Genomic DNA, 22,601 nt, shown 5'->3' with positions numbered 1-22,601 from the left:
CCATGAAAAAATTGTTATACGTTTTCCTTCTGATGCTGGTTGTGCTGGGCATTGCTGCTGGAGTGGGAATGTGGAAAGTTCGCCAACTGGCGGACAGCAAACTGCTGATTAAAGAAGAGACGGTCTTTAGCCTGAAGGCCGGGACGGGCCGCCTGGCACTGGGGGAACAGCTTTATGCTGATAACGTCATCAACCGCCCTCGCGTGTTTCAGTGGTTATTGCGCATTGAGCCAGAACTCTCGCATTTTAAGGCGGGGACGTATCGACTCACGCCTGATATGACCGTAAGGGAGATGCTTATCCTGCTGGAAAGTGGGAAAGAGGCCCAGTTTCCGCTACGGTTGGTTGAAGGGATGCGGCTGAGTGATTACCTCAAACAGCTGAGAGAAGCCCCTTACATCAAGCACACCCTGAGCGACGACAAGTACGAGACGGTCGCGCAGGCGCTGAAGCTGGAAAATCCTGAGTGGGTGGAGGGCTGGTTCTGGCCAGATACCTGGATGTACACCGCCAACACGACCGACGTTGCGTTACTGAAGCGCGCCCACCAAAAGATGGTCAAAGCCGTTGAGGGTGTCTGGGAAGGTCGGTCGGAAGGGTTGCCCTATCAAGATCAGAATCAGCTGGTTACCATGGCCTCCATCATCGAAAAAGAGACGGCGGTTGCCAGTGAGCGTGACCAGGTGGCATCGGTGTTTATCAACCGTCTTCGTACGGGGATGCGTTTGCAGACCGACCCGACGGTTATCTATGGAATGGGGGAGCGCTATGATGGCAAACTTTCCCGTGCGGACCTGGAAACCCCGACCGCGTATAATACCTATACTATCTCAGGGTTGCCCCCAGGGCCGATTGCCATGCCTGGTGAGGCATCTTTAAAGGCCGCCGCACATCCGGCTAAAACCCCGTATCTCTATTTTGTGGCCGATGGCAAAGGCGGTCACACGTTTAATACTAATCTTGCCGGCCATAACCGGTCAGTGCAGGACTACCTGAAAGTGCTTAAGGAAAAAAATGGGCAGTAATTACATCGTCATCGAAGGACTGGAAGGCGCGGGCAAAACCACGGCGCGAAATGTCGTGGTAGAGACGCTCGAGCAACTGGGTATCCGCGACATGATTTTTACCCGTGAGCCTGGCGGTACGCAGCTTGCGGAAAAATTAAGAAGCCTGGTGCTGGACATCAAATCGGTCGGCGATGAAGTGATTACAGACAAAGCTGAAGTGCTCATGTTTTATGCCGCCCGCGTGCAACTGGTGGAGACGGTGATCAAACCTGCGCTGGCTAAGGGAACCTGGGTGATTGGCGATCGTCACGATCTCTCCACGCAGGCGTACCAGGGCGGCGGTCGCGGTATCGATCAGCGCATGCTGGCGACACTGCGTGACGCCGTGCTGGGGGATTTTCGCCCGAATCTCACGCTCTATCTGGATGTCACCCCTGAAGTCGGACTAAAACGCGCCCGTGCGCGTGGCGAACTGGATCGCATTGAGCAGGAGTCTTTTGATTTCTTCAATCGAACCCGCGCCCGTTATCTGGAACTGGCGTCGCAGGATGCCAGCATCCGCACGATTGATGCGACCCAGACGCTGGAAAAGGTCATGAGTGATATTCGCGCCGCCGTCACCGAATGGGTGAAGGAGCAGGGCGCATGAAATGGTATCCATGGTTACGACCGGACTTTGAAAAACTGGTAGCAAGCTATCAGTCGGGTCGTGGTCACCATGCGCTACTGATTCAGGCGCTGCCTGGTATGGGCGACGATGCGCTGATTTATGCCCTTAGCCGCTATCTGTTGTGTCAGCGTCCGGAAGGACATAAAAGCTGTGGACACTGTCGGGGCTGCCAGTTGATGCAGGCTGGAACGCATCCGGATTACTACTCACTGCTGCCCGAAAAAGGGAAAAGTACCCTCGGGGTTGACGCCGTCCGCGACATCAGCGAAAAACTGTATGAGCGCTCCCGTCTTGGCGGCGCGAAGGTGGTGTGGATCCCCGAAGCGTCGTTACTGACAGAGGCTGCCGCCAATGCGTTGTTAAAAACGCTGGAAGAGCCGCCGTCTCAAACCTGGTTCTTCCTCGCCTGTCGTGAACCCGCACGATTGCTGGCCACATTACGCAGCCGCTGCCGACTTCACCACCTGGCGCCCCCGGCAGAAAACTATGCAATTTCCTGGCTTGCACGAGAAGTGACGGTGTCACAAGACGCGTTGCTCACGGCGCTGCGCCTGAGTGCGGGGTCTCCTGGTGCCGCCTTGACGCTGCTTCAGGAAGAGAGCTGGGCGCATCGTGGTGCACTCTGTGAGGCGCTGGCTAACACTCTGCAGGCCAACGACTGGTATATCTTGCTTTCCGCACTGAATCATGAGCAGGCGGCGACCCGTCTACACTGGCTGGCAACCTTACTGATGGATGCCCTGAAGTTCCGCCACGGTGCTTCGTACCTTACCAATGTGGATGTCCAAACGCTGGTTCCGCTGATAGCACAACGCTTATCGGCGGCTCATATTCAGGCAATCCTCAGCGATGTTTGTCATTGCCGCGAGCAACTTATCAATGTGGTCGGGGTAAACCGCGAACTGGTGCTTACCGATCTCATCCTCCGTATTGAACATTATTTGCAACCGGGCACCGTGTTGCCCGTTTCCCATCTTTGAGAGAGACATTATGTTTTTAGTCGACTCACACTGCCATTTGGATGGCCTGGATTATCAATCTCTGCATAAGGACGTGGATGACGTGCTGGCGAAAGCCGCCGCGCGTGATGTGAAATTTTGCCTGGCGGTGGCGACAACGCTGCCGGGGTATCGCGGAATGCGTGAACTGGTCGGTGACCGCGACAATGTGGTTTTCTCTTGCGGCGTACATCCGTTAAATCAGGATGAACCGTATGATGTCGAAGAGCTGCGTCGTTTCGCCGCTGAAGAGGGCGTTGTCGCGATGGGAGAGACCGGGCTGGATTATTTCTACACCCCTGAAACAAAGATGCGCCAGCAGGAATCTTTCATTCACCATATCCAGATTGGCCGTGAGCTTAATAAGCCGGTCATTGTTCATACCCGCGATGCACGCGCTGACACGCTGGCAATTTTACGCCAGGAAAAGGTGACGGATTGCGGTGGCGTACTACACTGTTTTACAGAGGACAGAGAAACGGCGGGTAAGTTACTGGATCTCGGATTTTATATCTCTTTTTCCGGTATCGTGACTTTTCGTAATGCTGAGCAGTTGCGTGATGCAGCCCGCTACGTACCGCTGGATCGTCTGTTAGTGGAAACGGATTCGCCATATCTTGCTCCGGTGCCGCATCGCGGGAAAGAGAACCAGCCCGCTATGGTTCGTGATGTTGCAGAGTATATGGCTGTTTTAAAAGGTGTTGCCGTTGAAGAACTGGCGCAGGTAACCACCGATAACTTCTCCCGCCTGTTCCATATTAACGCTTCTCGCCTGCAATCCATCCGCTAGCAGAGTTTTTTTTAAGCTCGTAATTAATACGCAAAACGCGTAGAGTTCACCGCCATAAAATGGGCGGTGAACGGTCGGTTTGAAACATTCCGATACGGATTTCGACAGTATTTGACGATATTGACATGGGCTACAGCTGAAACGTGATAGCCGTCAAACAAAATTGATCTGAATTATTTTACTCTGTGTAATAAATAAAAGGGCACTTAGATGTCCTGTCCACGGCGGGGTTCTCCCCCCTCGCCAATGCGTGAGAACGTAGAAAGCACAAAATACTCAGGAGCACTCTCAATTATGTTTAAGAATGCATTTGCTAACCTGCAAAAGGTCGGTAAATCGCTGATGCTACCGGTATCCGTACTGCCTATCGCAGGTATCCTGCTGGGCGTCGGTTCCGCAAACTTCAGCTGGCTGCCAGCCGTAGTTTCACACGTAATGGCGGAAGCAGGCGGTTCTGTTTTTGCCAATATGCCATTGATCTTTGCTATCGGTGTTGCACTCGGTTTTACTAACAACGACGGCGTTTCGGCACTGGCCTCGGTGGTTGCATACGGCATCATGGTTAAAACCATGGCTGTGGTAGCGCCGCTGGTTCTGCATTTACCTGCTGAAGAAATCGCAGCAAAACACCTGGCGGATACCGGTGTGCTCGGGGGGATTATCTCCGGTGCGATTGCAGCGTATATGTTCAACCGTTTCTACCGTATCAAGCTGCCTGAGTATCTGGGCTTCTTCGCCGGTAAGCGCTTTGTGCCTATTATTTCTGGTCTGGCTGCCATCTTCACCGGTGTCATCCTGTCCTTCATTTGGCCGCCGATCGGTACTGCTATTCAGACGTTCTCTCAGTGGGCCGCATACCAGAACCCGGTTGTTGCGTTCGGTATCTACGGCTTCGTTGAGCGTTGCCTGGTTCCATTCGGTCTGCACCACATCTGGAACGTTCCTTTCCAGATGCAAATTGGTGAATACACCAACGCAGCAGGTCAGGTGTTCCACGGCGATATTCCGCGCTATATGGCGGGTGACCCGACTGCAGGTAAGCTGTCTGGCGGCTTCCTGTTCAAAATGTACGGTCTGCCGGCGGCTGCGATTGCAATCTGGCACTCTGCTAAACCAGAAAACCGCGCGAAAGTGGGCGGTATCATGATCTCCGCAGCGTTGACCTCGTTCCTGACCGGTATTACCGAGCCGATCGAGTTCTCCTTCATGTTCGTTGCGCCGATCCTGTACGTGATTCATGCGATTCTGGCTGGTCTGGCGTTCCCGATCTGTATCCTGCTGGGTATGCGTGATGGTACTTCCTTCTCTCACGGTCTGATTGACTTCATCGTGCTGAGTGGTAACAGCAGCAAGCTGTGGCTGTTCCCGATTGTGGGTGCAGGTTATGCGATTGTTTACTACACCATTTTCCGTGTGCTGATCAAAGCGCTGGATCTGAAAACGCCTGGTCGTGAAGATGCCACCGAAGACAACAAAACTGGCGAGACCAGTGAAATGGCTCCGGCTCTGATTGCGGCATTCGGCGGTAAAGATAACATCACCAACCTCGACGCCTGTATCACACGTCTGCGTGTCAGCGTTGCTGATGTGACGAAAGTGGATCAAGCTGGCCTGAAGAAACTGGGTGCAGCGGGCGTTGTTGTGGCGGGCTCTGGTGTTCAGGCAATTTTCGGTACTAAATCCGATAACCTGAAAACTGAAATGGATGAATACATCCGCAGCCACTAAGCCGTAAGACGTTGGGGAGAACTAAGGCAGCCTTATGGCTGCCTTTTTTACGTCTGACGAAAAAAAGAGAGACTACCGCCCGCGAAGGCGGATTTTTACTTTGTATGGGGCACGGCGCGCCGCTACACTATCAGCAGATCGACTTTTCGCATTCGCGTCATCAGACACTGGAAAAGCATGGAAACGAAAAAAAATAACATTGAGTACATCCCTGAATTTGAAAAATCATTTCGCCACCCTCGCTATTGGGGAGCCTGGCTGGGCGTCGCCGCGATGGCGGGTATTGCGCTAACGCCAGCGTCAATTCGCGACCCCATATTGGCCAAACTGGGCCGTATTGCCGGACGTATGGGGAAAAGCTCTCGTCGTCGTGCACTGATCAATTTATCGCTTTGCTTCCCGCAGCGCAGCGAAGCCGAGCGTGAAGCAATTGTCGATGAGATGTTTGAGACAGCGCCTCAGGCAATGGCGATGATGGCCGAACTGGCGATGCGAGGCCCTGAAAAAGTACAGAAACGCATCGACTGGCAGGGGCTGGAAATTATCGAGGAACTGCGCCGCAACAATGAGAAAGTGATCTTTCTGGTGCCGCACGGGTGGGGCGTTGATATCCCGGCGATGCTGATGGCATCGCAGGGGCAGAAAATGGCGGCCATGTTCCATAATCAGGGCAACCCGGTATTTGATTACGTCTGGAACACCGTACGTCGCCGCTTCGGCGGGCGTTTGCATGCCCGTAATGACGGCATTAAACCGTTTATCCAGTCTGTCCGCCAGGGTTACTGGGGATACTATTTGCCGGATCAGGATCACGGTGTCGAGCACAGTGAGTTTGTTGATTTCTTCGCGACATATAAAGCAACCTTGCCGGCTATCGGTCGCTTGATGAAAGTGTGCCGCGCCCGCGTGGTTCCGCTTTTTCCTGTCTATGATGGCAAAACACACCGGTTATCGATTCTGGTGCGTCCGCCGATGGACGATCTCCTGACGGCGGATGACAACACCATCGCCAGAAGAATGAACGAAGAGGTGGAAATCTTCGTGGGTCCGCATCCTGAACAATACACCTGGATTTTAAAACTGCTGAAGACGCGTAAACCGGGCGAAATTCAGCCGTATAAGCGCAAAGACCTTTATCCAATCAAATAAAAAAAAGCCTCTCGTCAGAGAGGCTTTTTACTTTCTGGCGTCGGGAAATTATTCGACGGTCAGAATACGGGTCGTGTTGGTCGAACCGATGGTGCTCATCACGTCGCCCTGGGTGACAATCACCAGATCGCCGGACACCAGATAGCCTTTGTCACGCAGCAAATTAACCGCTTCACTTGCCGCCACAACGCCGTCAGCCGCGCTGTCGAAGTGTACCGGCGTGACGCCACGATACAAAGAAGTCAGGTTCAGCGTGCGCTCATGACGAGACATCGCGAAAATCGGCAAGCCAGAACTGATACGCGAGGTCATCAGCGCAGTACGCCCTGATTCGGTCATGGCGATAATGGCCGTCACCCCTTTCAGGTGGTTTGCAGCATACATTGCCGACATGGCGATGGCTTCTTCAACATTATCGAACTGCACGTCGAGGCGGTGTTTAGAGACGTTAATGCTTGGGATTTTTTCTGCGCCCAGACATACGCGCGCCATCGCGGCTACCGTTTCAGCCGGATACTGGCCCGCGGCGGTTTCAGCTGACAGCATTACGGCGTCGGTGCCATCCAGCACGGCGTTGGCCACGTCCATAACTTCTGCACGGGTTGGCATAGGGTTGGTGATCATCGACTCCATCATCTGCGTAGCGGTAATAACCGCACGGTTCAGCTGACGAGCGCGACGAATCAAGGCCTTCTGAATACCGACCAGCTCCGGATCGCCGATTTCAACGCCCAGATCGCCGCGAGCTACCATCACAACATCGGAAGCCAGAATGATGTCATCCATCGCATTCTGGTCGCAAACGGCTTCTGCACGTTCGACTTTGGCGACAATTTTTGCATCGCAGCCAGCTTCGCGTGCGAGACGACGCGCATAGTTCAGGTCTTCGCCGCAGCGTGGGAAGGAGACGGCCAGATAATCAACGCCGATTTGCGCTGCAGTGACGATATCCGCTTTGTCTTTTTCGGTCAGCGCTTCTGCAGAGAGGCCGCCGCCGAGTTTGTTGATGCCTTTGTTGTTGGAGAGTGGGCCGCCGACGGTCACTTCGGTGAAGACTTTCATGCCCTGAACTTCCAGGACTTTTAGCTGTACGCGACCATCGTCCAGTAACAGGATATCACCAGGAACAACATCAGCGGGCAGGCCTTTGTAATCGATACCGACTTTTTCTTTATCGCCTTCGCCTTTCCCCAGATTTGCGTCTAACAGGAATTTATCGCCGATGTTCAGGAATACTTTGCCTTCTTTGAAGGTCGATACGCGAATTTTTGGCCCCTGGAGATCGCCCAGAATTGCCACATGACGCCCCAGTTTTGCGGCAATCTCACGAACTTTATCAGCGCGTATTTTGTGATCTTCTGGCGATCCGTGAGAGAAGTTCATTCGTACGACGTTCGCACCCGCAGCGATAATTTTCTCAAGGTTGTTATCGCGATCAGTTGCCGGGCCTAACGTGGTAACGATTTTGGTTCTGCGAAGCCTTCTGGACATGTAATACTCCGTTGACTGAAACAACTTGGTGTTGCGTGAACATTGATCCGGATATAACGCCGGATGACGAAAAGGGTGTGCATGTTATTGCTTTTAGCGGTCATCGCTCCTTATGAGCAGTTCTTTATCAAAACGCGATTCCTTAAGCGCTTCCTTGACGCGCTTCAAGTTATCTCTGAATTTTGCCCCGCGACGCAAAGTAAATCCGGTTGCCAGCACATCTATCACGGTCAGTTGGGCAAGTCGAGAGACCATAGGCATATAAATGTCAGTATCTTCCGGTACATCAAGTGTAATCGCTAATGTGGCCTCGCGCGCCAGTGGCGTTCCGGCAGAGGTCAGTGCAATCACCATCGCATCGTTTTCGCGCGCCAGCTGCGCCAGCTCCACCAGACTTTTGGTTCTGCCCGTGTGCGAAATGAGCACAACGACGTCGTCATCGCTACAATTCATACAGCTCATGCGTTGCAGGACAACATCATCGGAGTATATGACCGGAACGTTGAAGCGGAAAAATTTGTTCATGGCGTCATGTGCCACGGCGGCGGAAGATCCAAGGCCGAAGAAGGAAATTTTCTTCGCTTGCGTCAGCAGGTCGACCGCGCGATTCACCGCAGTTTTATCAAGCGACTGGCGGACATGGTCGAGACTGGCCATCGCGGATTCGAAGATTTTTCTCGTGTAGGACTCAACGCTGTCATCTTCATCCACATTGCGATTAACATAGGGCGTGCCATTTGCCAGACTTTGCGCCAGATGCAGTTTAAAATCAGGAAAGCCGCGCGTGTCCATGCTGCGACAGAAGCGGTTTACGGTCGGTTCACTGACATTCGCTTCCAGGGCCAGCGTCGCAATACTCGAGTGGATGGCCTGATCAGGGGAAGCAAGAATAACATCGGCGACTTTGCGTTCTGACTTGCTCAGATGTTCCAGTTGTACCTGGATTTTTTCCAGCATATTCATGATGTAGAAAACTCATGGTGACGACGATTTCTGAGATACAGGAAATCGAGAGGCAATTTTGTTAGATATTACCCCCGGGTGCCCATTAAGGGGGCAAAATGGATAGAATAGTTGTTGTTTTTTTTCATTACATGATCGGCGTCTGATTTTAGCTGTCGGCTACGTGTGTGAAAACGACGACTTTTTTATCCGTTTTGTGGCTGAACATGCCGCAAAATGCCTGACAAGCCGGGATCGCACCGGTGGATAAGTGTTTACGGTTTCCGGAATCACGTAAAAGCAGTACAGTGCACTGTAATAAAATTACAACTATAACCTGGCAGAAGTACCAGGATAGTTAACTGAGGAGAATGACATGGCGGTAACGCAAACAGCCCAGGCATGTGACCTGGTCATTTTCGGCGCGAAAGGCGACCTGGCGCGTCGTAAATTGCTGCCTTCCCTGTATCAACTGGAAAAAGCCGGTCAGATAAACCCGGATACCCGCATTATTGGGGTTGGTCGTGCTGACTGGGATAAAGAAGCCTACACCAAGGTGGTACGCGAAGCGCTCGAAACCTTCATGAAGGAAACAATTGATGAAGGGTTGTGGGATACCCTGAGTGGTCGCCTGGATTTCTGCAATCTGGATGTCAACGATACCGCAGCCTTTTCCCGCCTGGGGGAGATGCTGGATCAAAAAGAGCGCACCACCATTAACTATTTTGCGATGCCGCCCAGCACCTTTGGCGCAATCTGCAAAGGGTTAGGCGAGGCGAAGCTGAATGCTAAGCCTGCGCGCGTGGTCATGGAAAAACCGCTCGGCACATCACTGGCCACTTCTCGTGAAATCAACGACCAGGTGGGTGAATATTTTGACGAGAGCCAGGTTTACCGTATTGACCACTATCTCGGCAAAGAGACGGTTCTGAACTTACTGGCGCTGCGTTTTGCCAACTCCCTGTTCGTCAATAACTGGGACAATCGCACCATCGATCACGTGGAAATCACCGTGGCGGAAGAGGTGGGTATTGAAGGTCGCTGGGGCTACTTTGACCAGGCCGGTCAGATGCGCGACATGATCCAGAACCACCTGCTGCAAATTCTGTGCATGATCGCTATGTCACCGCCGTCCGATCTGAGCGCTGACAGTATTCGCGATGAAAAAGTGAAAGTGCTGAAATCGCTGCGTCGTATCGACCGTTCGAACGTCCGTGAAAAAACGGTTCGTGGCCAGTACACCACCGGTTTCGCGCAAGGTAAAAAAGTGCCGGGTTATCTGGAAGAAGAGGGGGCGAATAAGAGCAGCAATACCGAAACGTTCGTCGCCATTCGTGTCGATATCGATAACTGGCGCTGGGCGGGCGTGCCGTTTTACCTGCGTACAGGCAAACGACTGCCGACCAAATGTTCTGAAGTGGTCGTCTACTTCAAAACGCCGGAGCTCAACCTGTTCAAAGAGTCCTGGCAGGATCTGCCGCAGAACAAATTGACGATCCGTTTGCAGCCAGATGAAGGCGTGGATATTCAGGTACTCAATAAAGTCCCGGGTCTGGATCATAAACATAACCTGCAAATTACCAAGCTGGATCTGAGCTACTCTGAAACCTTCAACCAGACGCATCTGGCTGATGCCTATGAACGTTTACTGCTGGAAACCATGCGGGGCATTCAGGCGCTGTTTGTGCGCCGTGACGAAGTAGAAGAAGCATGGAAATGGGTCGACTCCATCACAGAAGCCTGGGCGATGGATAACGACGCGCCGAAGCCGTATCAGGCGGGGACGTGGGGACCGGTGGCCTCGGTGGCGATGATCACCCGCGATGGCCGTTCCTGGAATGAATTTGAGTAAAACTTCATCTGCCATGATGGTGTTATTTTACCGGTAACATGATCTAACACAGATTGCAGAATAATTTTTGCACTTTTAAGCCCCGCGTGGATTCACCCGCGGGGCTTTTTTTATTACACTGACTGAAACGATTTTGCCCCTGAGCTACGGCTTACAAGCGTTTCAGCATTATTTAACCCTGATGAAACACATTGGTAATCCTGCGGCCCGGACAGATAAATTTTAGGAGCCTCTATGAATCCGAATTTGTTACGCGTAACACAACGTATTATCGAACGTTCTCACAAGACACGTTCTGCCTACCTTGCCCGTATTGAGCAAGCGAAAACGTCGACGGTTCACCGCTCCCAGCTGGCGTGCGGAAACCTGGCGCACGGATTTGCGGCGTGCCAACCCGACGATAAAGCGTCGCTGAAAAGCATGTTGCGTAACAATATCGCGATCATTACCTCCTATAACGACATGCTTTCTGCGCACCAGCCTTATGAGCATTACCCTGAGATTATCCGCAAAGCGCTGCACAAGGCGAATGCGATTGGTCAGGTGGCGGGCGGCGTGCCTGCGATGTGTGATGGTGTGACCCAGGGCCAGGATGGAATGGAACTGTCACTCCTGAGCCGCGAAGTCATTGCCATGTCGGCGGCGGTCGGGCTGTCGCACAACATGTTCGATGGGGCGTTGTTCCTCGGCGTGTGTGACAAAATCGTCCCGGGGCTGGCGATGGCGGCGCTCTCGTTTGGTCATCTGCCGTCCATTTTCGTGCCGTCTGGGCCGATGGCCAGCGGCCTGCCAAATAAAGAAAAAGTTCGTATTCGCCAGCTTTATGCCGAAGGTAAGGTTGACCGCATGGCGCTGCTGGAATCCGAAGCCGCCTCTTACCATGCGCCAGGCACCTGTACGTTTTACGGTACCGCCAACACCAACCAAATGGTGGTGGAGTTTATGGGGATGCAATTACCGGGCTCCTCCTTTGTGCATCCCGATGCGCCGTTGCGTGAAGCACTGACCGCGGCGGCAGCCCGTCAAGTGACGCGTTTGACCGGCAACGGCAACGAATGGATGCCTGTCGGTAAAATGATTGACGAAAAAGTGGTGGTGAACGGTATTGTCGCGCTGCTCGCTACGGGCGGCTCAACCAACCACACCATGCACCTGGTGGCAATGGCGCGCGCCGCCGGTATTGTGATCAACTGGGATGACTTCTCCGACCTTTCAGATGTCGTCCCACTGATGGCTCGCCTCTACCCGAATGGCCCGGCGGACATTAACCACTTCCAGGCGGCGGGCGGGGTGCCTGTACTGATGCGTGAACTGCTGAACGCGGGCCTGCTGCATGAAGACGTCAACACCGTGGCGGGCTTTGGCTTGTCTCGTTATACCCTGGAACCGTGGCTGAACAATGGCGAGCTGGACTGGCGTGAAGGGGCGGCGAAGTCTCTTGATAGCAATGTTATCGCCACCTTTGATAAGCCGTTCTCGCACCACGGCGGGACGAAAGTGCTGAGCGGCAACCTGGGGCGTGCAGTGATGAAAACCTCTGCGGTACCGGTTGAAAACCAGGTCATTGAAGCGCCAGCCATTGTCTTTGAGAGCCAGCACGACGTATTACCGGCATTTGAGGTCGGGTTGTTGGACCGTGATTGCGTGGTAGTCGTACGCCATCAGGGACCAAAAGCGAACGGAATGCCAGAATTGCACAAACTCATGCCGCCACTTGGTGTATTATTGGACCGTTGTTTCAAAATTGCGTTAGTTACCGATGGACGGCTTTCCGGTGCTTCAGGTAAAGTGCCTTCAGCAATCCATGTCACGCCGGAAGCTTACGATGGTGGGTTACTGGCGAAAGTGCGCGATGGCGACATCATTCGTGTGAACGGACAGACAGGTGAACTGACTCTGCTGGTCGATGAAGCGGAACTTGCCGCTCGCCAGCCTCACATCCCGGATCTGAGCTCATCAAGAGTAGGGACAGGACGTGAGATGTTCAGCGCGTTGCGCGAAAAACTCTCCGGTGCGGAGCAGGGCGCAACCTGTATCACTTTTTAAAACGAAAATTTTGTAATCAGGCGAGAGAAAAACTCTGATGAAAAACTGGAAAACAAGTGCGGAAGCAATCCTGACCACGGGCCCGGTAGTTCCGGTGATTGTGGTGAATAAACTGGAACACGCGGTGCCGATGGCAAAAGCGCTGGTTGCAGGTGGTGTGCGCGTTCTGGAAGTGACCTTACGTACCGCATGTGCGATGGATGCTATCCGCGCGATTGCCAAAGAAGTGCCAGACGCGATTATCGGTGCGGGTACCGTACTGAACCCGCAGCAGCTGGCAGAAGTGACTGAAGCGGGCGCGCAGTTCGCCATTAGCCCGGGTCTGACCGAGCCTCTGTTGAAAGCGGCAACCGAAGGGACGATCCCGTTGATTCCGGGTATCAGCACCGTTTCTGAACTGATGCTGGGTATGGACTACGGTCTGAAAGAGTTCAAATTCTTCCCAGCGGAAGCCAACGGCGGCACCAAAGCGCTGCAGGCGATTGCGGGTCCGTTCTCTCAGGTGCGTTTCTGCCCGACCGGTGGTATCTCTCCGGCTAACTACCGTGATTACCTGGCGCTGAAAAGCGTGCTGTGTATCGGTGGTTCCTGGCTGGTTCCGGCCGATGCGCTGGAAGCGGGTGATTACGACCGCATTACTCAACTGGCTCGCGAAGCGGTAGAAGGCGCGAAACAGTAAGTGAATAAAAAGCCCGGTACACCACCGGGCTTTGCCTGAACGGGCCATTTGGCCCGTTTTTTTATGCGCTGACTTTTATCTGAGCGGCGGCGTCTTTCGCGCGTGCGATGGCCTCTTCAACGCTCACGCCAGTTGCCAGCGCGACGCCCAGGCGACGGGTGCCGTCGATCTCTGGTTTCCCAAAGAATCTTACCTGCAGACCAGCGCCAACCGCCGCCTGCACATTATCAAACGACACATTCTGACTGGTGAGCTGCGGCAGGACAACGGCCGAGGCGGCAGGGCCATACTGGCGAATCGCGCCAACGGGCAGACCGAGGAAGGCGCGAACGTGCAGAGCAAATTCCGACAGATCCTGAGAGATCATCGTGACCATCCCGGTGTCGTGTGGACGGGGAGACACCTCGCTGAAGATAACCTCGTCGCCGCAAACAAACAGTTCGACACCAAATAAGCCGTGGCCGCCTAACGCCAGCACCACTTTACGGGCAATTTCCTGCGCTCGCTCAAGGGCCAGCGGCGTCATTTGCTGCGGCTGCCAGGATTCGCGGTAATCGCCATCTTCCTGACGGTGGCCGACGGGGGCGCAAAAATGGACGCCATCAATGGCGCTGACGGTCAGCAGCGTAATTTCAAAATCGAAATTCACCACCCCTTCGACGATTACCCGGCCCGCACCGGCGCGACCGCCTTGTTGCGCGTAGTCCCACGCCTGCGCCAGTTGCCCGGCAGAGCGAATAAAACTTTGCCCTTTACCCGAAGAGCTCATTACCGGCTTAACGATACAGGGAATACCGATCTCTGCCACGGCTTCACGGAAGGTAGCTTCACTGTCTGCAAAGCGGAACGAGGAGGTTGGCAACGCCAGTTCTTCTGCAGCCAGCCGACGGATCCCCTCACGGTTCATGGTCAATTGGGTCGCCCGGGCACAGGGGACGACATTCAGCCCTTCCTGCTCCAGTTTTACCAGCATATCGGTGGCGATCGCTTCAATTTCCGGCACGATAAAATGCGGTTTTTCAAGTTCAACCACGCGGCGTAACGCGTCGCCATCCAGCATATTGATGACATGCGAACGGTGAGCGACATGCATCGCTGGCGCGTCGGGGTAGCGATCGACGGCGATCACTTCGACGCCCAAACGCTGGCATTCAATCGCCACTTCCTTACCCAGTTCGCCTGAACCCAATAACATCACCCGCGTCGCTGCCGGACGCAGCGCTGTGCCTAATAACGTCATAAAAATATCCCCTGATTTATCCGGGCGCAGTATATACGAAAACGTTTGCGTCTGTCTTTATTGCCAGGTTGATTTCAATGCCGAAAAGTAATATACTGTACAAAAATACAGGTATATTGAGAGGCTGCAAAATGGCGGTTGAAGTTAAATACGTAGTCATTCGGGAAGGTGAGGAGAAGATGTCTTTTACCAGCAAAAAGGAAGCCGATGCATACGACAAAATGCTCGATACAGCAGATTTGCTCGACACGTGGCTTGAGCAGTCTCCGGTCGCACTGGAGGACGAACAACGCGAAGCGCTGTCTCTCTGGCTGGCTGAACAGAAGGATGTGCTGAGTACGATCCTGAAAACCGGCAAATTACCTTCTCCACAGGCCGTCGATAACGCGGCGTCCGCAGAGGAAGATACCCAGGCCGCCTGAATCTGACTTGCGCTCCTGACGTTTTGTACCATGCTTTTCCTGAATCATGTGCTAAGGAGAAAAGTATGAATAAGAGAGGAGCGCTGTTGAGCCTGCTGTTGTTATCCGCCAGCGTATCGGTCTTCGCCGCTAATAATCCCGACAGCAAATCGGTGACGTTTCCAAAGTGTGAAGGTCTGGATGCTGAAGGTATTGCCGCGAGCGTAAAGCGTGATTATCAGCAAAACCGCATTGTGCGCTGGGCTGATGATCAAAAAACGCTGGGGCAAATCGATCCGGTGGTATGGGTAAATGCGCAGGACATTGTGGGCAAAGAGGGTAAATGGTCAGTGCCGCTGACCGCGCGCGGTAAAAGCGCCGATCTCCACTATCAGGTGAGCGTCGATTGCGGCGCAGGAAAGGCGGAGTACCAATTGCGCTAATCACCGAATTTGCGCATCTTTTGCGGATATAGACACTTCCTGACATCCCCTCGGGTACGCTTTGACGACAAATCGTCTGTACTTGAGGGGGCTACATGGCTAACTGGTTGAACCAATTACAATCTCTTCTCGGGCAAAAAGGGTCTTCTTCATCGTCTTCTGGTGATCAGGGTCTCAGTAAACTGCTGGTTCCTGGCGCGTTAGGCGGCCTGGCGGGTTTACTGGTCGCCAATAAATCGTCTCGTAAATTACTGACCAAATACGGCACCAGCGCGTTGCTGGTGGGCGGCGGCGCCGTCGCTGGTACGGTGTTATGGAATAAGTACAAAGATAAAGTCCGTACGGCGCATCAGGATGAACCGCAGTTTGGCACACATAGCACACCGCTTGATGTGCGTACCGAGCGACTGATTCTGGCGCTGGTCTTTGCGGCAAAAAGCGATGGGCATATTGATGCGAAAGAGCGCGCGGCCATTGAACAACAACTGCGTGAAGCCGGTGTGGAAGAACAGGGGCGGAAACTCATTGAACACGCCATTGAACAACCGCTCGACCCGCAGCGACTGGCGCAGGGGATCCGTAATGAAGAAGAGGCGCTGGAAATTTACTTCCTGAGCTGTGCGGCAATCGATATTGACCACTTTATGGAGCGCAGCTACCTCAACGCGCTGGGCGATGCCCTGAAGATCCCGCAGGACGTCCGGGAAGATATTGAGCGGGATCTGCAACAACAAAAACAGGCGTTGCCGGGTTAATCCACTTTGCGAAGTCGCATGTTTCGCTTGCATTGCGCGTAACTTTTGCCACACCTTATAGAGTGTATATTGCAAAAGAACAATGACATGCTACCAAAAGCGCACAAAATTCCTCACGCCATGACCGTGCATGGCGACACCCGAATCGACAACTACTACTGGCTGCGCGACGACTCCCGTGCGCAGCCAGATGTGCTGGATTATCTGCATCAGGAAAATGCCTACGGGCACAAGGTCATGGCTTCTCAGCAAGCGCTCCAGGAGCGTGTGCTGAAAGAAATTATCGACAGGATCCCCCCTCAGGATGTCTCCGCGCCTTACATAAAGAATGGCTATCGCTACCGACATCTTTATGAGCCGGGATGCGAATACGCCATCTACCAGCGGCAATCCGCGTTCACTGAAGAGTGGGATGAATGGGAGACGTTGCTGGATGGCAACCAGCGAGCGGCACACAGCGAGTTTTATACGTTGGGTGGGCTCGCGATTTCCCCCGACAACAGCCTTATGGCGCTGGCAGAGGATTATCTCTCCCGCCGCCAGTATGGGATCCGCTTTCGCAACCTGGAAACCGGCAACTGGTATCCGGAACTGCTGGATAATGTCGAGCCGGAGCTGGTGTGGGCGAATGATTCACAGACCTTCTATTACGTGCGTAAACACGCCGTCACGCTGTTGCCATACCAGGTGTGGCGTCATACGGTCGGAACACCGACATCCAGCGATGACCTGGTCTACGAAGAAAAAGACGATATGTTTTATGTCAGTCTGCATAAAACGACGTCGCAGCATTATGTGGTGATCCAACTCGCCAGCGCGACGACCAGTGAAGTACGCCTGATCGATGCGGAGCTTGCCGACGCTGAACCGTTCGTGTTTTTACCGCGCCGTAAGGATCATGAATACAGCCTCGATCACTACCAGCATGCGTTTTATCTGCGTTCAAATCGGCAGGGTAAAAATTTTGGTCTGTACCGCACGCGTGTCCGTGATGAAAACGCCTGGGAAGCGCTGATCCCGCCGCGAGAGACCATCATGCTGGAAGGGTTCACGCTTTTCACCGACTGGCTGGTGGTGGAAGAACGTCAGCGCGGATTGACCAGTCTGCGGCAAATAAACCGTAAAACAGGTGAAGTGGTGGGGATCGCTTTTGACGATCCGGCTTATGTGAGCTGGATTGCCTACAACCCCGAACCGGAAACCTCACGCCTGCGCTATGGCTACTCGTCAATGACGACGCCGGATACGTTATTTGAACTGGATATGGACACCGGTGAGCGACGGGTCCTTAAACAGACCAATGTCCCAGGATTTGACGCGGCGAATTATCGCAGTGAACACGTGTGGGTAACCGCCCGTGACGGCACTGAGGTGCCAGTTTCACTGGTTTACCATCAAAAGCATTTTCGCAGGCATCATAATCCGCTGCTGGTGTATGGCTATGGTTCCTACGGTGCCAGCATGGATGCCGATTTCAGCAGCAGTCGACTCAGTCTGCTGGATAGGGGCTTTGTCTACGCCATCGCGCATGTGCGCGGCGGCGGTGAACTGGGACAACAGTGGTACGAAGATGGCAAGTTTCTGAAAAAAGAAAATACCTTCAACGACTATCTGGATGTTTGTGACGCCTTAGTCAATCTGGGGTACGGTTCGCCTTCATTGTGCTATGGAATGGGGGGAAGCGCAGGGGGAATGCTGATGGGCGCTGCGATTAATGAGCGGCCTGAACTTTTTCACGGCGTGATTGCGCAGGTTCCGTTTGTGGATGTGGTAACCACCATGCTCGACGAGTCGATCCCATTGACCACCGGGGAGTTTGAAGAGTGGGGCAACCCGCAGGATCCTGAATATTACACCTACATGAAGCGCTACAGCCCTTACGATAATGTCCGCGCGCAGGGCTACCCGCATCTTCTGGTCACCACCGGCCTGCATGATTCCCAGGTGCAGTACTGGGAGCCTGCCAAATGGGTGGCAAAACTGCGGGAACTCAAAACCGATGAGCGCCTGCTGCTGCTGTGTACGGATATGGATTCCGGGCATGGCGGCAAATCAGGACGCTTTAAATCGTATGAAGGCGTGGCGCTGGAATTCGCTTTCCTGATTGCGCTGGCGCAGGGGACGTTGCCCGGACAGGCAGACGTTTAAGCGTTATCCAGATAGTGTTTTAGCGTTAAACGCAGTTCCGGGCTCATGCTGTCAAGATTGTTGAACAACCAACGCAGATAGCCCGGATCGCGTTCCGCCACTTCAGAAACGGCCTTACCGCGATACTTGCCAAACGTAAAGGTGGTGAGAAGCGCAGGGCGACCGGTGATATCGGCCATCTGTTCTGCCGACCAGCCTGAGGTGTTGATGATATCGATAAGCAGAGCTGCCGTGATGTAACAGTCATACAGCGCGCGGTGATGGTGAAGCCCTGGCGGCGTCTGCACACTCAGTTTGCGTGATTTATACAGCGCCATGTTGCTGTATTTAATTCCCGGCCATAACCGGCGGGAGAGTTTCATGGTGCAGATCCACTCGCCGGGCATCTCCGGCAAAACGCGACGGTCAAAACTGGCGTTGTGCGCGACATACCAGTCACTTCCGTGATAGAGCGGAATAATGTCTTCAATCCACTGTTTGTCAGCCACCATGGCCTCGGTAATGCGGTGGATAGCCATAGCCTGCGGGCTAATGGGGCGGTCAGGACGCACCAGGTGGCTCATGGGATTCACTATTTTGCCATCCACGACGTCAACTGACGCGATCTCAACAATTCCACCCTGCAGGCCACAGGTTTCTGTATCTATAATGCGCAACATGGGAGGCTCCTGACCAAAACGCTTAGCGGAGTGGAATGATATCACCTTGCCAGCCCCGTGCGGTACGCTGACCTGTTAACAATAACGAACCGCGGTCAGCACGGACGATAAGCTGACCGCTTTCGTCCCATAATGCACTGCTTCCGCGCGCATTTGCCATCAAAACGGCAATGGCGAATTGATGCGAGAAGCGCTGCAATCGGGAAGTGGAGGCCAGCAGGTTTGGCTCACTCACGCTTTGACCGGTGGTGAACAGCGAAAACGCCGGATCCATATCCATGCCTTCAGGTTGCTCGTCGACAACGCTGATGGTCTTTAAATGCCGGGCGATACAGGCGCCATGGCTTTGATGAAAGGTTAACGGCGAAGAGATCCACGGGCTAAACACTGCAATGCCTTTAACGAAACGCGAGTGATGCTCCACCGGCAAACCTGCGATGATCGTCATGCGGTACGTAGCGGCGGCGTAAGCCAAAGGTTGTAATAACGCGCTGTCGGGCGGGGCAGGCAGTGAATCATCCTGATCGGTGCATCCCAGCAGCGACAGGGAAGGAAATACCAACAATTCACATCGATGGCTGGCGGCTTTCTCAATAAATTTCAGGTGGTGCGTGACGTGCTCCGCCAGACTGGTCTGTAGGGGTTCATACTGTGCTGCAGCGATTTTCCAGTGTGACATAATGACTTCCTTTTCATAGTGTCTACAATCATCCTTAAATCAGGCATTAAGAATGCACTTATACTGTAGCAATTGTCATGTAAGGAAGTGTAACGTTATATAAGCTTTATTTAACTTTAGGCTCGTAAGGTAAACGTGAAAGCGAAACGGAGGCCAGACGGTGTGCGATCAGCCGTTCGCGAAACCATCCGCGTAAATGCTCTGGTTGCTCGCGCTCGACAACTTCAGCCACGACCGGCATGTTGTAGCGCTCTTTAAACGCCACGCCCGCAGCGGCCAGGTCGACGTTGACCTTATCCATTTCAGCCTGTTCAAGTAGAGCCAGATTTGTTTTCATGCGCTTCTCCTCATCAAGTGCGCGCAAAAGTTACTAACTCCCCGTCCCAATGGCAAGCCACAATTGATGATTCTCGACTCAATCATTATAGAAGGTTATTCTCATAGGGTTAGACATAACAAAAAGGAATATTTGATATGGTTTTTTCTGCCCCATCGCTGCGTTATGCATTCATCTTTCTTGTCTCAACGCTAGTCGCTCCTACCGCCTGGGCCCATGCGCATTTAACACACCAATATCCAGCCGCGAATGCAGCGGTTGAAGCTGCTCCGCAGGCCATCACGCTGAATTTCTCTGAGGGTATTGAACCGGGGTTCAGCGGGGCAACGATCACGGGAGCAAAGCAGGAAATCATTAAAACGCAAAAAGCGAAGCGCAACGAACAGGATGAAAAACAACTGATTGTCCCACTTGACCAGCCTATGACCCCAGGTACTTACACGGTGGACTGGCATGTCGTCTCGGTGGACGGGCATAAAACCAAAGGGCAATACACCTTTAGCGTGAAGTAACTATGCTGACGTTCACCTGGGTCGCGCTCAGATTTATCCATTTTACCGCTCTGATGCTGGTGTTCGGCTGTGCTTTGTATAGCGCATGGCTGGCGCCGTTCTCGATTCGCCGATTGATGGCGCGCCGTTTCCTGCGCCTGCAACAACATGCCGCGACGTGGAGTTTTATCAGCGCTGCGCTGATGTTTATGGTTCAGGGCGGATTAATGGGTTCCGGCTGGCCGGATGTCTTTTCCGTTCCCGTATGGGCCGCAGTCCTGCAAACGCAATTTGGCGGCGTCTGGCTATGGCAGATTATCCTGGCCTTTGTCACGCTGGGTGTGGTTCTGATTGTGCCGCGTAATTTGCCGCGTTTGCTGCTTATCCTCACGTTGGGCCAACTGCTATTCCTCGCGGGCGTGGGGCATGCCGCCGTACATCACGGCGTGCTGGGCGGGCTGGTCAAAACAAACTACGCCCTGCACCTGATCTGCGCGGCGGCCTGGTTTGGCGGGCTGCTGCCCGTTATCTACTGTATGCGCATCGCAAGAACCCGTTGGCGCGAACAGGCCATTGACACCATGATGCGTTTTTCCCGTTATGGTCACGCGTTTGTGGCGGGTGTGCTACTGACCGGTATCTTTAATCTCTTGTTTATTACTGGATTTACTGCGCCATGGCATACCGCGTACGGGCAGTTACTGGTACTAAAAATTGCGCTAGTACTGCTAATGGTGGCAATTGCGCTGACGAATCGGTATGTTCTCGTACCACGGATGCGCGAAGAAAATCACCGCGCGAATCTCTGGTTTATCTGGATGACTCAAATTGAATGGGGAATTGGGGGCGTCGTGTTGGCCATTGTCAGCCTGTTTGCGACCCTGGAACCATTCTGATGGACAGGCAAAACGTATGAAAAAAATGATTCTTTCTCTGCTACTACTGGCAAGTTCCACAGCAGCAATGGCAGCACCCCAGGTGATCACCGTAAGCCGCTTTGAAGTTGGTAAAGACAAGTGGGCCTTTAACCGTGAAGAAGTGATGTTGACGTGTCGGGCGGGGAATGCCTTGTATGTGATCAACCCCAGTACGCTGGTGCAATACCCGCTCAATGCTATCGCGCAGCAGCAGGTAAGCAGCGGAAAAACCAATGCTCAGCCTCTTACCATTATTCAGATTGACGATCCTGCGAAGCCAGGGGAAAAAATGAGCCTGGCGCCGTTTATTGAAAGAGCGGAAAAACTCTGTTAATTGTCAGAAATATCTTTCTGATTTCCAATAAAAAACCGCAAGTTTCTCGCAGAAGAACTTGCGGTTTTTACGTTGTAGCGGGTGACAAGCATCCTTTTTTTCCAGCCACTTTAGCCACGGACTGGAAAACCTGGCGTCGTCATCTATTCTTAAAGGGCAGGGCGACTTAGCCTGCATTAATGCCAACTTTTAGCGCACGGCTCTCTCCCAAGAGCCATTTCCCTGGACCGAATACAGGAATCGTATTCGGTCTCTTTTTATGTATATGTTTTATAAGGTGTTTTTCGGTCTTCCCCCGAAATCCCCCGAAAATTACTCGAATTTTCCATATCCTGTCTAAACCATAACATACTCTGCACCGCGTGCGTCCAGGTATTTTTTGGTCATTGTTAAATTTTTGTGGCCCAGCAATCGTTGTGCAAATTCCTCTCCGCGCTCCTTTTCGTACAGTCTGCTCGCCAGGCTCCTGATCTCATGGAACGGAGGAGGATTGGCCCCAAACTTAAGGTCGGTTGAGTCGCGGATATCTGAAAACGCCTGGGTCAATCCGTCTGGAGTTAATGGACCCGGTTTCCTGCCCCTCTTCTTACTGATGAGTAAAGCATGAAGTCTGCAACGAGTGGTTTTACCATGCATATGACAATATCCGTTGGTGCTGCTCGGAGCATGGGGCCATCTATGCACTCGAATTGCTCGCTAAAGAGAAGGTAAAAGCAGAGGCTAAACGCATCAGAGAAAGGCATCAGGCAGAGAAGGAAGGGCACCAGCGTCGCCAGGTCAAGCGTGAATCATTCAAAATTAAAGCCCAATGGACAAAGAGGTTCAGTCCGCATTCAATCGGTACA

At 53.2% G+C, this 22,601-nt stretch carries 23 protein-coding genes; 16 read left to right on the top strand and 7 right to left on the bottom strand.

Features of this window, described 5'->3' with window-relative positions; translation table 11 throughout:
- Positions 1-2: 2 nt before the first annotated feature.
- From yceG to lpxM, 6 genes are all read left to right on the top strand, one after another.
- Complete coding sequence (gene yceG / locus JM656_RS13035) at positions 3-1,025, top strand: cell division protein YceG (RefSeq protein WP_203358159.1); 1,023 nt, start codon at positions 3-5, stop codon at positions 1,023-1,025.
- Positions 1,015-1,656: a dTMP kinase gene (gene tmk / locus JM656_RS13030; protein ID WP_203358158.1), complete on the top strand. Its 642-nt coding sequence runs from the start codon at positions 1,015-1,017 to the stop codon at positions 1,654-1,656. Before yceG ends, tmk begins: the two co-directional genes overlap by 11 nt.
- Positions 1,653-2,657, top strand: coding sequence for a DNA polymerase III subunit delta' (holB, locus tag JM656_RS13025; protein WP_203358157.1), 1,005 nt, complete (start codon positions 1,653-1,655; stop codon positions 2,655-2,657). Before tmk ends, holB begins: the two co-directional genes overlap by 4 nt.
- A 10-nt stretch (positions 2,658-2,667) precedes the next feature.
- Positions 2,668-3,465, top strand: coding sequence for a metal-dependent hydrolase (locus JM656_RS13020; RefSeq protein ID WP_203358156.1), 798 nt, complete (start codon positions 2,668-2,670; stop codon positions 3,463-3,465).
- Positions 3,466-3,759: 294 nt separating this feature from the next.
- Complete coding sequence (gene ptsG, locus JM656_RS13015; RefSeq protein ID WP_203358155.1) at positions 3,760-5,193, top strand: PTS glucose transporter subunit IIBC; 1,434 nt, start codon at positions 3,760-3,762, stop codon at positions 5,191-5,193.
- 177 nt (positions 5,194-5,370) lie between these two features.
- Entirely contained in the window at positions 5,371-6,342 is a 972-nt protein-coding gene (gene lpxM / locus JM656_RS13010) for a lauroyl-Kdo(2)-lipid IV(A) myristoyltransferase (RefSeq protein WP_203358154.1), read from the top strand.
- 48 nt (positions 6,343-6,390) lie between these two features.
- Here the strand turns inward: lpxM and pyk are convergent, their stop codons facing one another.
- Positions 6,391-7,833: a pyruvate kinase gene (pyk, locus tag JM656_RS13005; RefSeq protein ID WP_203358153.1), complete on the bottom strand. Its 1,443-nt coding sequence runs from the start codon at positions 7,831-7,833 to the stop codon at positions 6,391-6,393.
- 93 nt (positions 7,834-7,926) lie between these two features.
- Positions 7,927-8,796, bottom strand: coding sequence for a MurR/RpiR family transcriptional regulator (locus JM656_RS13000; RefSeq protein WP_203358152.1), 870 nt, complete (start codon positions 8,794-8,796; stop codon positions 7,927-7,929).
- A gap of 355 nt (positions 8,797-9,151) precedes the next feature.
- Between JM656_RS13000 and zwf the strand changes: the two genes are divergently transcribed.
- From zwf to kdgA, 3 genes are all read left to right on the top strand, one after another.
- Positions 9,152-10,627, top strand: coding sequence for a glucose-6-phosphate dehydrogenase (gene zwf / locus JM656_RS12995; RefSeq protein ID WP_203358151.1), 1,476 nt, complete (start codon positions 9,152-9,154; stop codon positions 10,625-10,627).
- A gap of 234 nt (positions 10,628-10,861) precedes the next feature.
- Entirely contained in the window at positions 10,862-12,673 is a 1,812-nt protein-coding gene (edd, locus tag JM656_RS12990) for a phosphogluconate dehydratase (protein ID WP_203358150.1), read from the top strand.
- A 37-nt stretch (positions 12,674-12,710) separates the two neighbouring features.
- Positions 12,711-13,352 (top strand): bifunctional 4-hydroxy-2-oxoglutarate aldolase/2-dehydro-3-deoxy-phosphogluconate aldolase, encoded by a 642-nt coding sequence (gene kdgA, locus JM656_RS12985; protein WP_162383794.1) that lies wholly within the window; start codon positions 12,711-12,713, stop codon positions 13,350-13,352.
- A gap of 61 nt (positions 13,353-13,413) precedes the next feature.
- On the opposite strand, the gene purT is transcribed toward kdgA, so the two are convergent.
- On the bottom strand, positions 13,414-14,592 hold the full coding sequence (purT, locus tag JM656_RS12980) for a formate-dependent phosphoribosylglycinamide formyltransferase (RefSeq protein WP_203358149.1): 1,179 nt from the start codon (positions 14,590-14,592) through the stop codon (positions 13,414-13,416).
- A 131-nt stretch (positions 14,593-14,723) separates the two neighbouring features.
- On the opposite strand from purT, the gene yebG reads away from it, so the two are divergent.
- The 4 genes from yebG to ptrB all read left to right on the top strand — a co-directional run bounded on the left by yebG (position 14,724) and on the right by ptrB (position 18,339).
- Positions 14,724-15,014, top strand: coding sequence for a DNA damage-inducible protein YebG (gene yebG, locus JM656_RS12975; protein WP_192611900.1), 291 nt, complete (start codon positions 14,724-14,726; stop codon positions 15,012-15,014).
- Positions 15,015-15,079: 65 nt separating this feature from the next.
- Positions 15,080-15,436, top strand: a complete 357-nt coding sequence (gene yebF / locus JM656_RS12970; RefSeq protein WP_203358148.1) for a protein YebF — start codon at positions 15,080-15,082, stop codon at positions 15,434-15,436.
- 95 nt (positions 15,437-15,531) lie between these two features.
- A complete protein-coding gene (locus tag JM656_RS12965) occupies positions 15,532-16,191 on the top strand; it encodes a tellurite resistance TerB family protein (protein WP_192611902.1) in 660 nt (219 codons plus the stop codon).
- 87 nt (positions 16,192-16,278) lie between these two features.
- A complete protein-coding gene (gene ptrB / locus JM656_RS12960; RefSeq protein WP_203361287.1) occupies positions 16,279-18,339 on the top strand; it encodes an oligopeptidase B in 2,061 nt (686 codons plus the stop codon).
- On the opposite strand, the gene exoX is transcribed toward ptrB, so the two are convergent.
- From exoX to JM656_RS12945, 3 genes are all read right to left on the bottom strand, one after another.
- Complete coding sequence (gene exoX, locus JM656_RS12955) at positions 18,336-18,998, bottom strand: exodeoxyribonuclease X (RefSeq protein ID WP_203358147.1); 663 nt, start codon at positions 18,996-18,998, stop codon at positions 18,336-18,338. The genes ptrB and exoX overlap by 4 nt on opposite strands.
- Before the next feature lie 22 nt (positions 18,999-19,020).
- The gene (locus JM656_RS12950) at positions 19,021-19,677 is read right to left on the bottom strand and encodes a carbon-nitrogen hydrolase family protein (protein WP_203358146.1); all 657 of its coding nucleotides are present in this window, start codon (positions 19,675-19,677) and stop codon (positions 19,021-19,023) included.
- Between the two features lie 106 nt (positions 19,678-19,783).
- Positions 19,784-20,014 (bottom strand): DNA polymerase III subunit theta, encoded by a 231-nt coding sequence (locus tag JM656_RS12945; protein ID WP_162383786.1) that lies wholly within the window; start codon positions 20,012-20,014, stop codon positions 19,784-19,786.
- Positions 20,015-20,151: 137 nt separating this feature from the next.
- Here JM656_RS12945 and yobA point away from each other — a divergent pair, with 137 nt between their 5' ends.
- From yobA to JM656_RS12930, 3 genes are read left to right on the top strand one after another with little or no spacing between them, the layout of a single operon-like run.
- Complete coding sequence (yobA, locus tag JM656_RS12940; protein WP_203358145.1) at positions 20,152-20,526, top strand: CopC domain-containing protein YobA; 375 nt, start codon at positions 20,152-20,154, stop codon at positions 20,524-20,526.
- Between the two features lie 2 nt (positions 20,527-20,528).
- A complete protein-coding gene (gene copD, locus JM656_RS12935; RefSeq protein WP_203358144.1) occupies positions 20,529-21,401 on the top strand; it encodes a copper homeostasis membrane protein CopD in 873 nt (290 codons plus the stop codon).
- Positions 21,402-21,417: 16 nt separating this feature from the next.
- Positions 21,418-21,756 (top strand): YebY family protein, encoded by a 339-nt coding sequence (locus JM656_RS12930; RefSeq protein WP_203358143.1) that lies wholly within the window; start codon positions 21,418-21,420, stop codon positions 21,754-21,756.
- Between the two features lie 336 nt (positions 21,757-22,092).
- Here JM656_RS12930 and JM656_RS12925 read toward each other — a convergent pair whose 3' ends face one another.
- The gene (locus JM656_RS12925; RefSeq protein WP_203358142.1) at positions 22,093-22,392 is read right to left on the bottom strand and encodes a tyrosine-type recombinase/integrase; all 300 of its coding nucleotides are present in this window, start codon (positions 22,390-22,392) and stop codon (positions 22,093-22,095) included.
- Positions 22,393-22,601 lie beyond the last annotated feature (209 nt).

Origin of the sequence: Citrobacter sp. R56 (assembly GCF_016811995.1) — a bacterium.
In the GTDB taxonomy this organism is placed as follows: domain Bacteria; phylum Pseudomonadota; class Gammaproteobacteria; order Enterobacterales; family Enterobacteriaceae; genus Citrobacter_D; species Citrobacter_D enshiensis.
The sequence above is the reverse complement of the archived record's forward strand: the minus strand, read 5'-3'. Positions and strand labels throughout refer to the sequence as shown.

What these genes read in the sequence shown, in the direction of transcription:
- yceG (WP_203358159.1), top strand. Translation starts at nt 3, where the DNA reads ATGAAAAAATTGTTATACGTTTTCCTTCTGATGCTGGTTGTGCTGGGC.
- tmk (WP_203358158.1), top strand. Translation starts at nt 1,015, where the DNA reads ATGGGCAGTAATTACATCGTCATCGAAGGACTGGAAGGCGCGGGCAAA.
- holB (WP_203358157.1), top strand. Translation starts at nt 1,653, where the DNA reads ATGAAATGGTATCCATGGTTACGACCGGACTTTGAAAAACTGGTAGCA.
- JM656_RS13020 (WP_203358156.1), top strand. Translation starts at nt 2,668, where the DNA reads ATGTTTTTAGTCGACTCACACTGCCATTTGGATGGCCTGGATTATCAA.
- ptsG (WP_203358155.1), top strand. Translation starts at nt 3,760, where the DNA reads ATGTTTAAGAATGCATTTGCTAACCTGCAAAAGGTCGGTAAATCGCTG.
- lpxM (WP_203358154.1), top strand. Translation starts at nt 5,371, where the DNA reads ATGGAAACGAAAAAAAATAACATTGAGTACATCCCTGAATTTGAAAAA.
- pyk (WP_203358153.1), bottom strand. Translation starts at nt 7,833, where the DNA reads ATGTCCAGAAGGCTTCGCAGAACCAAAATCGTTACCACGTTAGGCCCG.
- JM656_RS13000 (WP_203358152.1), bottom strand. Translation starts at nt 8,796, where the DNA reads ATGAATATGCTGGAAAAAATCCAGGTACAACTGGAACATCTGAGCAAG.
- zwf (WP_203358151.1), top strand. Translation starts at nt 9,152, where the DNA reads ATGGCGGTAACGCAAACAGCCCAGGCATGTGACCTGGTCATTTTCGGC.
- edd (WP_203358150.1), top strand. Translation starts at nt 10,862, where the DNA reads ATGAATCCGAATTTGTTACGCGTAACACAACGTATTATCGAACGTTCT.
- kdgA (WP_162383794.1), top strand. Translation starts at nt 12,711, where the DNA reads ATGAAAAACTGGAAAACAAGTGCGGAAGCAATCCTGACCACGGGCCCG.
- purT (WP_203358149.1), bottom strand. Translation starts at nt 14,592, where the DNA reads ATGACGTTATTAGGCACAGCGCTGCGTCCGGCAGCGACGCGGGTGATG.
- yebG (WP_192611900.1), top strand. Translation starts at nt 14,724, where the DNA reads ATGGCGGTTGAAGTTAAATACGTAGTCATTCGGGAAGGTGAGGAGAAG.
- yebF (WP_203358148.1), top strand. Translation starts at nt 15,080, where the DNA reads ATGAATAAGAGAGGAGCGCTGTTGAGCCTGCTGTTGTTATCCGCCAGC.
- JM656_RS12965 (WP_192611902.1), top strand. Translation starts at nt 15,532, where the DNA reads ATGGCTAACTGGTTGAACCAATTACAATCTCTTCTCGGGCAAAAAGGG.
- ptrB (WP_203361287.1), top strand. Translation starts at nt 16,279, where the DNA reads ATGCTACCAAAAGCGCACAAAATTCCTCACGCCATGACCGTGCATGGC.
- exoX (WP_203358147.1), bottom strand. Translation starts at nt 18,998, where the DNA reads ATGTTGCGCATTATAGATACAGAAACCTGTGGCCTGCAGGGTGGAATT.
- JM656_RS12950 (WP_203358146.1), bottom strand. Translation starts at nt 19,677, where the DNA reads ATGTCACACTGGAAAATCGCTGCAGCACAGTATGAACCCCTACAGACC.
- JM656_RS12945 (WP_162383786.1), bottom strand. Translation starts at nt 20,014, where the DNA reads ATGAAAACAAATCTGGCTCTACTTGAACAGGCTGAAATGGATAAGGTC.
- yobA (WP_203358145.1), top strand. Translation starts at nt 20,152, where the DNA reads ATGGTTTTTTCTGCCCCATCGCTGCGTTATGCATTCATCTTTCTTGTC.
- copD (WP_203358144.1), top strand. Translation starts at nt 20,529, where the DNA reads ATGCTGACGTTCACCTGGGTCGCGCTCAGATTTATCCATTTTACCGCT.
- JM656_RS12930 (WP_203358143.1), top strand. Translation starts at nt 21,418, where the DNA reads ATGAAAAAAATGATTCTTTCTCTGCTACTACTGGCAAGTTCCACAGCA.
- JM656_RS12925 (WP_203358142.1), bottom strand. Translation starts at nt 22,392, where the DNA reads ATGCATGGTAAAACCACTCGTTGCAGACTTCATGCTTTACTCATCAGT.